The organism is Bacillus sp. HU-1818, assembly GCF_022695965.1.
GTDB lineage: Bacteria > Bacillota > Bacilli > Bacillales > Bacillaceae > Bacillus > Bacillus atrophaeus.
In genome coordinates this window covers 797,182-812,057 of sequence record NZ_JAAPBE010000003.1, presented here as the reverse complement: position 1 = coordinate 812,057, position 14,876 = coordinate 797,182, and the positions used below count along the sequence as shown (strand labels likewise).

General features: G+C 35.9%; 16 protein-coding genes. 11 read left to right on the top strand and 5 right to left on the bottom strand.

Features of this window, described 5'->3' with window-relative positions:
• Nucleotides 1-10: 10 nt before the first annotated feature.
• From GXP75_RS14820 to GXP75_RS14805, 4 genes are read left to right on the top strand one after another with little or no spacing between them, the layout of a single operon-like run.
• Nucleotides 11-769, top strand: coding sequence for a phage tail domain-containing protein (locus GXP75_RS14820; protein ID WP_242557108.1), 759 nt, complete (start codon nucleotides 11-13; stop codon nucleotides 767-769).
• Complete coding sequence (locus GXP75_RS14815) at nucleotides 730-3,420, top strand: DUF7359 domain-containing protein (RefSeq protein ID WP_396022471.1); 2,691 nt, start codon at nucleotides 730-732, stop codon at nucleotides 3,418-3,420. Before GXP75_RS14820 ends, GXP75_RS14815 begins: the two co-directional genes overlap by 40 nt.
• A complete protein-coding gene (locus GXP75_RS14810) occupies nucleotides 3,413-4,231 on the top strand; it encodes a hypothetical protein (protein ID WP_242557167.1) in 819 nt (272 codons plus the stop codon). The genes GXP75_RS14815 and GXP75_RS14810 overlap by 8 nt, the downstream gene beginning before the upstream one ends.
• A 13-nt stretch (nucleotides 4,232-4,244) precedes the next feature.
• Entirely contained in the window at nucleotides 4,245-6,827 is a 2,583-nt protein-coding gene (locus GXP75_RS14805) for a peptidase G2 autoproteolytic cleavage domain-containing protein (RefSeq protein ID WP_242557106.1), read from the top strand.
• A 141-nt stretch (nucleotides 6,828-6,968) separates the two neighbouring features.
• On the opposite strand, the gene GXP75_RS14800 is transcribed toward GXP75_RS14805, so the two are convergent.
• Nucleotides 6,969-7,289 carry a hypothetical protein gene (locus GXP75_RS14800; protein ID WP_242557105.1) on the bottom strand — a complete coding sequence of 107 codons (321 nt, stop codon included), beginning with the start codon at nucleotides 7,287-7,289 and terminating at the stop codon, nucleotides 6,969-6,971.
• A 171-nt stretch (nucleotides 7,290-7,460) separates the two neighbouring features.
• Between GXP75_RS14800 and GXP75_RS14795 the strand changes: the two genes are divergently transcribed.
• The 7 genes from GXP75_RS14795 to GXP75_RS14765 all read left to right on the top strand — a co-directional run bounded on the left by GXP75_RS14795 (nucleotide 7,461) and on the right by GXP75_RS14765 (nucleotide 11,333).
• Nucleotides 7,461-8,477 (top strand): N-acetylmuramoyl-L-alanine amidase, encoded by a 1,017-nt coding sequence (locus GXP75_RS14795; RefSeq protein WP_242557104.1) that lies wholly within the window; start codon nucleotides 7,461-7,463, stop codon nucleotides 8,475-8,477.
• A 125-nt stretch (nucleotides 8,478-8,602) separates the two neighbouring features.
• Complete coding sequence (locus tag GXP75_RS14790) at nucleotides 8,603-8,995, top strand: hypothetical protein (RefSeq protein ID WP_106361243.1); 393 nt, start codon at nucleotides 8,603-8,605, stop codon at nucleotides 8,993-8,995.
• 21 nt (nucleotides 8,996-9,016) lie between these two features.
• The gene (locus GXP75_RS14785) at nucleotides 9,017-9,271 is read left to right on the top strand and encodes a phage holin (RefSeq protein WP_242557103.1); all 255 of its coding nucleotides are present in this window, start codon (nucleotides 9,017-9,019) and stop codon (nucleotides 9,269-9,271) included.
• A gap of 25 nt (nucleotides 9,272-9,296) precedes the next feature.
• The gene (locus GXP75_RS14780) at nucleotides 9,297-9,581 is read left to right on the top strand and encodes a hypothetical protein (RefSeq protein WP_242557102.1); all 285 of its coding nucleotides are present in this window, start codon (nucleotides 9,297-9,299) and stop codon (nucleotides 9,579-9,581) included.
• A gap of 1 nt (nucleotide 9,582) precedes the next feature.
• Nucleotides 9,583-9,894, top strand: a complete 312-nt coding sequence (locus GXP75_RS14775) for a collagen-like protein (RefSeq protein WP_242557170.1) — start codon at nucleotides 9,583-9,585, stop codon at nucleotides 9,892-9,894.
• 136 nt (nucleotides 9,895-10,030) lie between these two features.
• Entirely contained in the window at nucleotides 10,031-11,161 is a 1,131-nt protein-coding gene (locus tag GXP75_RS14770) for a response regulator aspartate phosphatase (protein WP_242557101.1), read from the top strand.
• Entirely contained in the window at nucleotides 11,151-11,333 is a 183-nt protein-coding gene (locus tag GXP75_RS14765) for a hypothetical protein (RefSeq protein ID WP_242557100.1), read from the top strand. Before GXP75_RS14770 ends, GXP75_RS14765 begins: the two co-directional genes overlap by 11 nt.
• Before the next feature lie 48 nt (nucleotides 11,334-11,381).
• Here the strand turns inward: GXP75_RS14765 and GXP75_RS14760 are convergent, their stop codons facing one another.
• The 4 genes from GXP75_RS14760 to GXP75_RS14745 form a co-directional block, all read right to left on the bottom strand.
• Nucleotides 11,382-12,632: a Y-family DNA polymerase gene (locus GXP75_RS14760; protein WP_242557099.1), complete on the bottom strand. Its 1,251-nt coding sequence runs from the start codon at nucleotides 12,630-12,632 to the stop codon at nucleotides 11,382-11,384.
• Nucleotides 12,625-12,957, bottom strand: a complete 333-nt coding sequence (locus GXP75_RS14755; RefSeq protein WP_242557098.1) for a YolD-like family protein — start codon at nucleotides 12,955-12,957, stop codon at nucleotides 12,625-12,627. Before GXP75_RS14755 ends, GXP75_RS14760 begins: the two co-directional genes overlap by 8 nt.
• A 250-nt stretch (nucleotides 12,958-13,207) precedes the next feature.
• Nucleotides 13,208-13,384 (bottom strand): hypothetical protein, encoded by a 177-nt coding sequence (locus GXP75_RS14750; protein WP_242557097.1) that lies wholly within the window; start codon nucleotides 13,382-13,384, stop codon nucleotides 13,208-13,210.
• A 76-nt stretch (nucleotides 13,385-13,460) separates the two neighbouring features.
• Nucleotides 13,461-14,192 (bottom strand): hypothetical protein, encoded by a 732-nt coding sequence (locus tag GXP75_RS14745; RefSeq protein WP_242557096.1) that lies wholly within the window; start codon nucleotides 14,190-14,192, stop codon nucleotides 13,461-13,463.
• Nucleotides 14,193-14,876: the final 684 nt, after the last annotated feature.

Below are 14,876 nucleotides of genomic sequence, written 5' to 3'. Positions count from 1 at the left end.
GTGGAATTTTATGATTAGAGAAAGTCAATATTTTATGTTCGATGATATCCCCTCTTATGAAATTGGGGCAGTGAATGTAAATACAGAGGGCAGTCTACTAGAAGAGACATTTATTGCGAATAGAACAGTAAATGAAACATATACACGATCAGCTTCTGAGCCATATGTAGACAGTGTCAAACGTGAGCCGTATGAAATCCCTTTAAACTTTTACATAGAAGATCATTTAGATGAGGAAACTATTCGAAGAGTTGCACGTTGGCTAAATGTAGAAGATTACAAGCCACTTGCATTTAGTAGCAATTTAGATATTATTTATTTTGCTTTGCCAGTAAACGCAACAGATTTAGTACACAACTGTTCCAATGACGGTTATGTGAAACTTACAATGAAGGTATTCCCTTATAAATATGGACGAGAAATAACTACACATTGGCATGATGTATCGTCAGGTACTAAAAATATTGAAATTGATAATATAGGTGATTTGGACATTCCACTATCTCTTGAATTTAAAAAAATAGGTGATGGAGACATTACAATTGAAAACCTAACGGCATATAAAGAACCTTTAAAATTTACAGCGATTAAACATCAGGAAATTATGAATGTTAATGCAAATAAAAGGTTAATCACTTCAAGTGTTACTGGATATGAATGCTACGATCATGTAAATGAGCAGTATGTTATTTTAACAAGAGGAAAAAACAGAATTAAAATAACTGGGGAATGCCATATTCGTTTAATATACAGATACAAATATTTGTAGGAGGATGTATCTTGATAAAAGAGTTGAAACCTGGTGAAATCATCCTTTCTTTAGCAAAACCAAATAAAAAGAAAATCGCTAATATTGTAGATTTTTCAAACGCATCTCTTAATCTAAACTTTACGGAATTGAATGACCTTTCTTTTAATATTCCGCTTAAAGCGAGATACAATTTTCAGATGAAGCCCAACCATGTGGCACAACTAATACGAGACTGGTACCTCATTAAAGCAGAATTTTTAAACAGAGTTGAATGGTTTGTAATAACCGGATTAACAAAGTCAGAGAACGAAGATCAAATAATACAAGTAAGAGCTCAGGGACTCCCTTATATTCTTCATAAAAACAAAATAAAATCTTATGAAGGTATTTCAAAAAACCTTTTGGAAGCTGCTACTGATTGCCTCAAGGGTACTTGTTTTACTGTAGGGTATATTGATCCCTCATTCAACGAAAAACGGCGTTCATTTGATGTTACTTCAACACGATACGAATTTTTAAAAACAATTTGGGAAACATTTGAGGCTGTCCCAGTATTCGATACAGTGAATAACACGGTTTCTTTTTATAAAAAAGAAGCTGTCTCCAAGTACAAAGGTGTCGAATTCTCCCCTGAACGATTTATGATTGACATGGAAGACACCGTGGATATCGATGAAGTGGTAACACGGTTAAACATTGCAGGTAAAGATGGCATTGTAATTAATTCAGTAAATCCCACTGGACAGAGTTATTTAGATGATTTTTCTTACTTCCTATATCCTTTTGAACGTGATGAAAAAAGAAATGTAATTAAGCACAGTGATTACATGGATGATGATTTATGTCATGCAATTTTAGATTACAATGAGCTTATTAATAAAGAAGGGTCTTCATTTTATCTTCTTTTAAATCAGAAAAAAGATCTGGAAGCATCTAAAACAACCCAAGAAAATGCTCTCTTTACTCTTGAAAAGATAGAACTGCAACAGATTCTAGATAAGATAACTGTGGCAAAAAAAGCTGGAGACGACACAAAAGACCTTATTAAACAAAGAGACGCAAAACAATTAGAAGTTACATCAAAGAAAGCTGAAATATCTGCAATTGTAACTCAAATATCTAGGATAACTGAAGAAATAGCAGCGTTAAAAGATCGTTTGTCTATGGATAAGTTTATTGGTGAAGAACTTATGAAGAAGTTATCTTATTTTATCCATGAAGATGATTGGACTAATGACAATATTTTTGATGAAACAGAGTTGTATGAAAAAGGACTAAAGGAACTTGGTGAGATAAACTCCCCCCCAGTGGATATTAGAACAAACATTGTAAACCTGTTTACTGTCAACGAAGAAAAAGAATTCTGGGATAGAATTTACCTGGGAGATATAATCAGATTAATTAATGACAGTTTTAGAACTGATGTCAAAGCAACACTTACAGGAATGAATTTTGATTTTGAACAGCAAAGTATTCAGGCTACACTTTCGAATGGAAAAAGAGCCAGTACATTAGAACAAGACTTTGCACGCTCATTGTATACTGCTAAGAAGGCATCAACTGAATTCAACAAGAAAAAGATTGATTATGATACCCTACTGACCAATTACAATGCACGGAATGACCGTATCTCATCTCCTGTCGCAAATCCAACTATTCGCAATGACGGCACTGCAATAACCCATGTTGTCAACGATAACGGAACTGTGGATATCTCCATTGAGTGGGAGTTTCCTACTTCTGAAGAGGATAAATACAATATTGATGGATTTCTTGTTCATTGTTATTCAGATACATCGTCAGATACCTACCTATTCGGATCAAAGATGTCAGCCGAGCAATATTTATCGGTTAGCTTTGATAAGCGAATTGTTACACTTACAGGTCAAGTGTCAAATAAATATTATACATTTGGAGTACAAGCATATCGCACAGTAGAAACTTCTATTGAAAGCAGCGGACGGATACTCTCTGACATAATCCAACTGCAGCATCCTTCTGAAAATCCATACCTCCCCTCTTCTTCTATTGAAGTAAAAGGCAATCTAAGTGGCAAGGTAAATGATCTTTACACCATTTCCTCAGAAACAAAACCTGAGTCCCCAGAAGCCGGAACAATATGGATTGATCCTAAAACAAATAAGCAGGAACTTTATGATGGCGAAAAATGGATCGTATCTTCTGCAGGCACAGCAGAGTCTTTAAATGGTTATTCAGCTTCGACCCTTTCATCTCCAAATTCAATCCCGGTTCGCAACGAGTCAGGTGTAATTTCTGGTTCAATTGATGGAAATGCTGAGATGCTAGGTGGTAAAACCGCAGAAGAGTATGCTTTAACATCTTCAATTTCGAAGTTTACTAAAGGAACTTATATTGGTGATGGCACACCAGGCAAACAATTCCCCCTCCCTTTTACTCCGAGCCTTGTAAAGATATCCCCTGTATCCACTAACGATTCGCAACTTATTATTGAAAATTCCGCAGGTGGTTTTACATACCAAGTCACGAATGTTGGGCTTTCTCTGATAGGAGGAGATTTAACATACGGTTCTTTGTCCACTAGCTCATTTATTACAGGATCTGATGTCAACTGTAGAGGCAACAAATTAAATGTCAAATATATATGGGAGGCATACCAACAAACAAACGGAGGTGATCAAACTGGCTGATTTTCCTAAACTTTATAATGACGCTACTCTTTCCCAAAAAAGAAAAGGTTCAATTGATGATCCCTATTTAACTTACAATGAGACGCTGACAGTATACAATGGGCGTGTTTTATTAACTGAAGTTCCTAATCGAGAGTATCGGATTGAAGTAAACGGTGATAACAAAGAGTGGCGAGAAATCGAAGACGGTGAATTACAGGACAATTACTTTAAGGTTGACTACCTTATGGGAGTTGTCTTTTTTAATGCCACAAATGAGGGCAAATCGCTAACTCTTACATATCAAGGTGAAGGTGCTTCCTTCTTCCCTGCTTCTCGTATATGGATTAAACGACAAGGGAATATGGTCATCGAGACACTTCAAGGCTTAGTTGACGAAGCTGAGGATGCCATTATAAGAATGAACGAACGGATAGCTGAATGTGAACGTGTCACCAAACGATGTATTGAAATAACAAATTGGTGCAGACAAGCAACATCAGATTATGATTATGTAGTTGAGAATACAAGAAAGATTTACTTGCCCTTTGTATACACCTATCAGGATTTATTAAACACTTATCCTTCCCCTCAAATTGGTTGGACTGTCACTGTAAAAGAAACAGGTATTGAATATCGATGGGATGGTTTCGACTGGATAAATATTAGCGTCTCAGATAAATATGATGGTTTCAACATTGTTTCTAGCTATGTAGAGCCGTACAACATCAGGTCAGTATGGTTGAGAACGAATAATGCTCCCAAAAAGATGAGGATAAAACCTTCTGTAGATCCCCCTGATGGAAGTATGGTTTGGATTAGAAAAGGATAAGGAGGAGTATATATTGAACGACAAATTAATTCCCGTAAACACAATGGGTTATATGGACGAAGAAACAGAGCAATGGATACCTATTGATTCTATAGGGTTAAAATCAAATAATATTAGATATACTGCAGACGATATTCAAGAGGCCTTTGATAAAGCTTCTAAGGATATTAAAAACGTAATAAGCACAGTCGATACTGGTTTAACAGATATTACAAACACTATTGGAGACATTTCAAAAATCCCTGCATCTGGTGCAACAATTGTCGATAAAGTCTTAAATGAATTTATCAGACGAAGTGTTAATGTCCAGGATTTTGGAGCTAAGGGTGACGGAATTACTGATGACACCGAAGCTTTTAAAGCCGCTTTTGCAAGTGGAAAACGAGAAGTTTTTGTTCCTGCAGGTATTTACATGGTTCAAGGATTGCAAATCCCCTCTTATGTCAGACTTTATGGTATTGGATCAGGGTCTATTATTAAGCTTCATCCATCTGCTGCCGGAACAGCTTGCGTGTTAACCAATAGTGACTACACAAACGGAAACGAATATATCTTAATTGAAGACTTAGATCTCGATTGGAATTTAGACAAAAAAGATAACACAATTACAAACGGAACAAATGCAAACTGTGTAGGCATTGTTAACTCTAAATTTGTTCGTGTTAGAAACGTCAATGCTCGTAACCCAGGTGTTCATGGTTTTGATGTAAGCTCCCCTACTTGGAACTCATCTTCTGACGGTGCTGATTATTATCAACCAAATGGAAGTAAGTATGTATGGATTGAAAACTGCACTGCAACCAACTATGGAGATGACGGTTTTACAACCCATTACTCTGAATATATTTTCATTACAAATTGCTATGCTTATGAAGGGAATGGTTCAGCTCACCCCGATGGTTCTCAGAACTCCAATGGATTTGAAATTGATGATGGGTCTAAAAATGTATGGCTTGTTAACTGCTACAGTTACAAAAACTGTAGAGGATTTGAGGTTAAAGCACATAATCGAGCACCTGCAGCAAGAAACGTTAATTTAATCAACTGCTACTCTGAAAATGATATTAGAGCATTTGATTTTAGGCATATAGGTTTCCACCTTGCTTCTGAACCGATTTCAACAAGTGCTTACAATATCAACGCAGTTAATTGTACTGCAAAACATCCAATCTTCAGTAACCTCTATACTGGTTTAAATCCCCGTGCGCTCGTAGTATCCGCCTATAGAAATGTAAACATCTCAAACTTCACGGCCATTGGTGATCCTTCCTACGATTATAAAAATAATACTGTTATTGCATTGCAATATAAGAGCAGAAATATCAACTTAAACAATATATCCGTTTCTGGATTTAGCACAGCTGGAAACGATATTTATGTTATCGGTGGATCTCAAAAGTCCGACAATGTAAATATCTCAAATATCACAATCAATGAATCTGCTTTAGTCGGTATTGCTGTAGGAAGTAAAGTTGGATCAGTGAACATCAACAATGCAAATCTAATCGGGACAAGTAAAACTGGCTCTGTCGGCGTATATTGCACAAATTCACAAGTTAATATAAATTCTGTTATGAGCGAAAAATACTCTACTCCCAGTAAGATTGCCGGAAAAACCTACTCGTTTATTCCGAATAATTTCAAAGGTGGAACGAGGATTGCAACGACTTCTGGCTATGCTAAAACAAAAACTAGTGTTGTAATGGCATCATCAGGTGGCGGACAAGCAACTGGTGATGCTTCTGCTGTCATTGCTACAACTGGTGGTTCCAAAGCAGAAGGCCCACGTAATGCTGTTATTGCATCTTCCGGTGGGTCAAAGACAACCTCTGAAGGAAGTCGCTCTTTAATTGGAGCATCAAATAACTCAAGAATAGAAGGAACTGGTTCATCACGAGCTGTGCTTGCTTCCCAAGGCGTTGTAAATAAAACAGGTTACACTGTAGCACTTGGATACGGAACCAGTTCTACTCCTTCCACGGCTAATACTAAAATCCAGCTCCATGCAAAAGACGGGAATATCACTCTAACTGGACAAGTTAAAGGCGCTTCCACTTTCGCCGACTATGCAGAGTACTTCGAATCTGCTGATGGTAGAGCTATTGCTACTGGATATATGGTTACTTTAGAAGGAGACAAAATCAGAAAAGCTAATTTAGGTGACAAAGTTTTAGGTGTTATTTCTGAAACAGCAGGTGTTGTTCTTGGCGAGTCCCTATTCAATTGGCAAGGTAAATATTTAAGAAATGAGTTTGGCGGATTAATATATGAAGATGTTGATGTAACGTTTATTAATTCAGAAGGAGCACAAGTAACTGAAACTAGACGCTTGCCTAAGGAAAATCCTGAATTTAATCCTAACGAAGAATACGTGCCAAGATCCGAACGACCAGAATGGAATATCGTAGGTATGTTTGGACAGATTTATGTAAGAGTTGATGAAACAGTTCAAAATGGTGATCGAATTATTCCTAAAGCAGGTAAAGGTTCAAAATCCACTGATGGTTCAGGTTATCCAGTCATGAAGGTAACTACTCCTTATACAAAAGAACGTGGATTCGGTGTCGCCGTGTGCCTTGTTGCACCAATGATGTAGATACCCTCTATTATTTAAGGAGGTGGTTAACTTCTAGTTAAAATATAGATTTTATTCAAAATACATAGTTGAAAAACAGAGTAAACAAGAACATACATGAGATTAAGTTTTTCATTGTGTATAAAATAAAAGCCTCATCCGCTAAGAACGAGGCCTCTTCCAATCTACCGCTATGTTCTGCTTGCATTTACGACAAGTTACATTGTGTTTTCCGTACATAACAAAGTTGTTTTTAAATTCACACCTTGGACACTCAAGACGCTCTCCTCCAAAAAAGGCTCCAAAGATAAGAAATACGCTGAGTGAACCTAAGCCTAATCCTGGTAAGATACCAATAATAGAAATAATTAAGATGAAACTAATCAAAAAAAGCATTGAACCGACAGCAAACATAAATAAACGAGGAATCCACCGTTTAGGAGTCATCCGCCTCCGCTCAACCTCAACTCGTAAAAAGTCCATTCCCTTACCTCCATTGTATGATGGTAAAATTATACTACGGCATCTATTTTAACAGCAATGAGTTTTTTAATAATTTTAAATTGATTATCGAAAGTTCTAAATGAGAGATTGGATTTAATTCCCTTCTCTCTTTTTTGTGCTCAAATTTAATTTTTAGGAGAGATGTTTAATATGACACAAATTACTCAAGATATTATCCCTAAAGGAAACAACAATAGACCTGGATACTCAATGAATCCGACATACATTACAGTTCATAACACAGCCAATACAGCAGCCAGGGCTAATGCAAAAATGCACGCGCGCTATGAGAAAAATCCTAATACAGCTACAAGTTGGCACTTCACAGTGGATGAGAAAGAAATTTATCAGCATCTTCCGCTAAATGAAAACGGCTGGCACGCTGGTGACGGTAACGGAACAGGTAACCGGAAATCAATTGGAATTGAAATCTGTGAGAATAGCGATGGAGATTTTGAAAAAGCCGTAAGCAATGCTCAGTGGCTAATCAAAAAGCTGATGAAAGAACAAGGAATTTCATTTGCTAATGTTGTTCCTCATCAGCATTGGTCTGGTAAATACTGCCCTCGTAAATTACTTGATCGTTGGGATTCTTTTAAAAAAGGAATTAGCGAAGCCTCTTCCTCTACTCCATCAAAGACAACAGCTAAAGAAACTTCTAAAACATCTGCCGCAAGTGGTTCCCTTAAATCAAAGGTTGATAAACTCCGATTCTACTCAAAACCATCATGGGAAGATAAAGATGTTGTCGGCACAGTAAATAAAGGGATCGGATTCCCTACTGTTGTTGAGAAAGTTAAAGTTGGATCTGCGTATCAATACAAAGTTAAGAATTCTAAGGGAGCCACTTATTACATCACTGCTGCAGATGAGTATGTAACTGTTTCAGGCAATGTTAAAACCTCCGCACCTGCAAAGTCCTCTGCCAAGTCCAACAGCGGAATTAAATCTGTAGGGAAAATCAAAATTATTGGCGTATCAAGCTCTGCTATCGTAATGGACAAACCTGATCGCAATAAAGCGAAGAACCTTGGCACAGTAAAGCTCGGTGACACAATTAGTATTTCTGGGTCAGTTAAAGGTTCAAATAACTCCAAAGGTTACTGGGAAGTCATCTACAAAGGCAAACGCGGCTACATCTCAGGACAATACGGAAAGAAAATCTAACTATATATTTAAATATCTTTGAGGATATTTGGTGATCAACCTATATCAATGAATATCCTTTTTATTTTAGGGAGGTGATGAACTAATCGTCACCCTCTTATTTTTAATTTAGAGGTTGGTGTCAAATGGACAATTTTCAACAAGAAACTATATCACGTTTAAGTGTATTAGAGGAAAAAACTAATCAACATGACGGTAAGCTTAACTCTCTAGAAGAAAAGACAAATGTTATTAATCGCATTGCTACCTTAGTCGAACAGCAGGTTGAAATCAATAAAGATGCACAAGTTCAGTCTAGAGAACAATTTACTACGCTTACTGAAATGAACAACAGCTTGAGAAACCTAAGCAAGTCTTATGAAAAACTAGATAACCGAGTAGAAATCTTAGAACGATCTGATTCCACACGTAAAATTGATCCTTCGCAGTTTACAAAGGATCTCATTTACAAAGTGTTGCCTAGTGTCATTGCAACAATCATTGGAGCATGGCTACTTATACATTTTGGTCTAAAATAATACTTTAAGGAGACAAAGCGAATGAACAAAATAAACTGGAAAGTAAGACTTCAAAAGAAAACTTTTTTAGTGGCCATTTTTTCAGCTACTGTTTTATTTGCACAACAAATTGCAAGTGCATTTGGATATGACATTACAGGTATCAGTGAAGGATTGACAGTAAAATTTAATGCTGTTTTATCTCTACTTGTTGCTTTAGGAATTGTTGTAGACCCAACTACCAAAGGTGTCAGCGATAGTGACCAGGCATTGGACTACAAATCCCCTAAAGAATAATTAAAGATTAGAAAGGAATGTCCAAATGAGCTTACGATTTGGTTCTGGCTACATTGGTAGTCCGAGTATTGAAACATCAACATCAAACCACGAAGTAATCCCTTCCCCACCTTCAAATTGGACAATGAAATACTCCCTTTATAAATTCAGCTTTTCAAATGAGCAAGAGTGCCATGTTTCCATAAATGGCGGCAGCCCAATCTATTTAAGAGCTGGACAAGGATTCCAAATGGATATCAAAGACCAGCCGATCATGAGCTTCAAAATTTTTGAACCAGACATTACTTATAACTATATGGGAGCGTATTAATATGGGCTTTTTCAATCCAATGGTTAATATTTCAGTTGTAACCGGTAAATCCGCTTATGACATTGCAGTCGACAATGGATTTTCTGGAACTGTTGAAGAATGGTTAACTTCTCTGAAAGGCGCAAAAGGAAGTACAGGAGCAACAGGTGACAAAGGAGATAAAGGCGATCCTGGAGCCACCGGTGCTACGGGGGCTAAAGGCGCTACAGGTGTAGCTGGTAAGGACGGTCTATCCGCATATGAATTAGCTGTGCAACAAGGATTCACAGGAACATTAGATGAATGGCTTTCTTCATTAAAAGCAACCAATTAGCAATATTATCCCCTTCTCTTAATTGAGTTGGGGATTTTTTTTTCGATTTTAAGAAACGTTAATCTTCATAAACACCGATAATATGATAAAATATTACATATATAGAAATTAGTGTTTTGGGATGGAGGACTTAATATTGAAACAGGTGATTTCATCATCTAAAGTGGGAGTCAAAATTAATGAATGGTACAAGTATATTAGAATGTTTAGTGTTCCCGATTCAGAAATCTTAAAATCAGAGGTCGAGAAGGAAATTGAGAACATGGAACAAAATCAAGATGTATTATTGTATTATTCCCTTATGTGCTTTCGCCATCAATTAATGTTGGACTATCTTGAACCAAAAACAATGAATGAAGAACGTCCTAAGATTTCAGATTTATTAGAAAAAATAGAAAATACTCAATCTAAACTAAAAGGAATTCTTGAATATTATTTTAACTTTTTTCGTGGGATGTATGAATTTGAGCAATATGAATACATTAAAGCCATAAGCTTCTATAAGCAAGCAGAAAAGAAACTGTCGCTTGTCGCTGATGAAATTGAGAGAGCAGAGTTTCACTACAAAGTCGCTGAAGTTTACTACCATATGAAACAGACACATATGTCAATGCATCACATTGTTCAAGCAATCGAAAGCTATAAAGCATATGAAACTTACTTTGTTAGAGTCATTCAGTGCTCATTTGTAATTGGTCTGAACTACTTGGACATGGAATGTCCTGAAAAAGCGATCCCTCATTTTAAAAGGGCTTTAGAAAAAGCAAAAAAAGTTGATATTGACCGTTTACAGGGTGTGTCTCTTTACAATCTAGGTCTTAGTTTTTATACAAAAGATGACTTTGAAAAAGCTGTAGATTTATTTGCCCTGTCATTAAAAATCTATGAAGATGGGTACGAAAATTCTAACAGATTATTAGACCCTTTACTCATGTTAACAAAGACAAAATTCAAGTTGAAGGATAAGGAAGCAATAACATTATGCGAGCGTGGATTAAAATTAGCTAGACAGTTAAATGATGAAATTTTGTTTAATGAGTTTAGGTTTTTAAAGACATTATTTACTGAAGACTCGGTTAAAGAATTAGAAGATATCCTAAGATATCTAGAAGATAAAGAGATGCTTCCTGATATGGAGGATTTAGCAACTGACGCAGCGAAGTATTATAAAGAAAATGAAGACCATAAAGTGGCTAATGTCTTTTATGAGAAAGTGCTTTATGCCCAAAAACAAATTCAGAGAGGGGATTGTCTTTATGAGTATTAAATTTACTTCTGCTTTTATTTTAATAATTTTGTTGCTTGGTCTTTTAGGAAGTTATATCACTTCAAGTTTCTCGGAAATGCATGAGGCTCGAAGAGGACAAACAGCTAGTGTTGAATTGGCAGCTGATCACCAGAGTGATGTCCATGTAGAACGGCGAGGACACACAGCTTAATCATTGAATAAGAATCAAGTTCTTCCCCCTTCTTTTAAAGAAGGGGTTTCACGTTTTGTGACCGCCTGTAAGTCCTGCTCGGTGTAATGCAGTGCCCGCCGTTGTGTAGGACACTGCTCTGAGAATTGCTTTAGATCCATATTTGCTTCTTATTCCATCCATCACAAAGCCTAATTTCCTTCTTTTCTCGTTATCCACTTCAAATAAGCTCAACTGCTGATTCACATCGTCTTCAATATTAGATAAAGTAACTGAGATGCTCCTCACCGTTTTCCCTTCATAAAACTTATCAAAGAGTATCAAACAATATTTATAAATATCCATGGTGACACTTGTAGAGCTATCAATGGTTTTTGATCTGTGGAATCCTCCGCCAAACTCGTTTTTGCTGTATCCGATTCCTAAACTGATAGTTCGCCCCACTTTATTATGAGTACGTGCTCTTCGTGCAACCTCTTCACATATCTCCAAAAGCACAGCTTTGATTTCTTCTCTTTTTGTATAGTCCCTAAGTAAAATCTGGCTCTTGCCAAAACTAATCTGACCTTGCATCAACGGAGCGCCTATTTCCGATAAATCGATTCCATGTGCATGATAGTACAACTGGTTTCCCATTATTCCGAACTTCTTCTCAAGTAGTTCTAAGGGAAACTTAGCCAATTGCCCAACAGTTGATATCCCCATCCGGTTCAGATTTCTTTCCATCCTCCCGCCTATCCCCCACATTTTAGACAACGGGTGAACCTTCCAAAGTTTATTTGGTACATCTTCATATTTCCAACGAGCAATTCCACTCTTCGTTTTCTTACTCTCAAGATCAAGAGCAAGCTTACTTAGCAGCATGTTGTCACCAATACCTACTGTGCACATAAGACCGAACTCTCTCCACATGCTGCTTTGTATTGCTTTCGCCATTTCTTCAGGATTTTCTTTTCCTGCATCTAAAAAAGATTCATCAATTGAATACGTATGAACACATTTCTCAGGTACAAATCTGTAAAACAGTTTTGTAATCTCAGTCGAAACTCTGATGAAAAGCTTCATTTGTGGATTTACAATGTGTATTCTTCGATCATCAGGTATCTCAAATAGTCTCGACCCTGTTTTGATTCCAAAATCTTTTTTAAGTGCAGGAGATGCAGCTAACACTACACTTCCCTGTCTCTCCGTATTTCCTACAACAGCAAGATAACATGTTAAAGGATTAAGCCCCATTGTTACAGCCGATACAGAAGCATAAAAGGATTTCATATCGACACAAAGTATATTTTTACGTGGAAATTGTGAGTAATCAATCATTGTACGCAACTCCTATGATGTCATTCATGGTGATGTAAATTTTAAGGTCGTTCTGATCTTTCACATGCAGCTTTTTTTGTTCGTAGTTTAGGTACTGAACTATTCCGATTAATTCCTTAACATACCCATCTTCATACAGTTGAAATTTTAACTCTTTGTTCAGTGACATTGCTTCAGAGACGAGAATATCCATCTCCTCAATTTGTTGATTATCTAATGATGGCTTTTCAATTTTTGATACATCAAGTAAGTCTTGTTTAAGCTGTGTTAAATGTTCTGGGAGCATCATTGATGTCCATTTGATTGTCCCTCGATCTCTAAGCAATTTGAATCACTCCTTTATTGATCTAATATTAACAGAACAAACGTTCTTTATTCAATATAAATCAGAACAATCGTTCGATGTAAATGTTGGAAAGTAACAATCAAAGACTAAATTTACAAGTGATTAAACAAGTGTGTGGAAGTTATTATCAAAAAAAGAACCTGATTTAATCAAGTTCTTTTTACATATCTTAACGCGATAATCTTTAATAATTGCATAGTTATGATACTTATTAAAATCTGTTAGTTTATCATTGATGTTTTGAATCTTTATTTTTTATTTCTTTTAATATTTCTCTAAGCAAATGCTGAGATTCTTCGTTTTGTTTACGATTAATTTTATTCTCCTTTATCAAGCTAAACATATAATATAAAAATAGAACTATAGCAGCTAATATGAGCAAATTAGGAATTAAAACGCTTAACATGTTATTCTGTAACCTCCCTTTTTAAAAAAAGATGCCCATAAAACTTTATGAACACCTTTTTAAATTATTCCTTAAATTAGTTTGTCCAACTCCATTGAATGTCTCCACTATGCTTTTTAGTTCCATTTGCACGAATCTTTGTATCTAAGTGTACAGTTGCTTTTTGCCACCTGTTAACCACTCTTAATTCGAAGTGCCCTTCAATATTTCTAAAATAATCATACTTATTGGTTTCGTAATGTGCCTCTACGGATTTGTTTACATAAGACCACCCGCCAGAGTAAATCTTATGTCCTTCTTTAGGTGCTATTGATAAAATTTTAACCCAATTGTAAGTCCAATCGTTGTATGTCCAAAATTCAAATTGCTTTTTGCCATAAACATTTTTCCCCACCATGGCATATCTAAACCAGTTACTACCAGTTTTTTGAGGTTGAAAATCCGCATCGCTTTTATTTTCCTCAAATGTAACAGGAATCAAGGAAGAAACGTATGCTAACTGATCGTCTTCATTTAGTGTCTTAACATAACTTTCAACAATACTGCTTGCTTCTTTTGACTCCATTTTAATTTTCTTTGTTTTAAGTTTATTCTGGATATTTTGTTCGATTTTTTTCGATGGTTCCTTAGTAAACTCTATTATCTTTTGTTTCTCGTCATCGTTAAATGTATCCCATGAATCAGGTTGAGCAACGAATTGCTTAGTGAGTTCTTTAGCTGAATTTAACGATGCTGCATGCGCAGTTGTCATATTAAAACCTGCAAGAGATACAATCGCTAACACTAATGATAGAATCAGCTTTTTCATATAGACACACTCCTTATATATCTTCTATTTTTTGTTGTAAAACCCTTTTCATTCTGTTTTAAATTTTTTCCTAAATGTTTAAGACAACAAAGCAACCTAGTGATTAATTTATCCTATTCTTCAAAGAAATTAATAATTGACCTCCTCTCTCAATAGCAATTAGACCAAAAGCCATTGCACCATTCTGAGTTAGAAGACTCTTAAGAACATACCACCTCCTAACGCAACCCTACCACACTCTTATCTTTCATTAAATCCCTTAATTTCCAAATGATAGTTTATGACTAATTTACAAAAAAACAGAAAAAACGTGATGATTTACGGAACCTTCTGTATCGCAAAAATTGACCAAATGTCATGTTTTTTGGATAAACAGCTTTTTATACTCCTGATTATTCGCCATAACCATGTAATAAGAATCTGTCTGCAAACATCGGCTAAAGTCCTGAATTCTACTCAAGATCGCGGAAAATCGTTTGTTTTTTTAAAAATTTTTTTCCTAGACAAAAAAAATGAAGCCATCCAAGCCTCATTTTGTGTTCTCATTCTATATTCATTCGCTTAGGAATAGCTTTCTTGTCCAGCTTTACCTTTAACATGTATTCCTATAACTGTTGTTTAATTCTTAAGACTAATTGTATCAAATTATTTTTCAAAATAAATAAAGGCTGTCGAGATTTACTC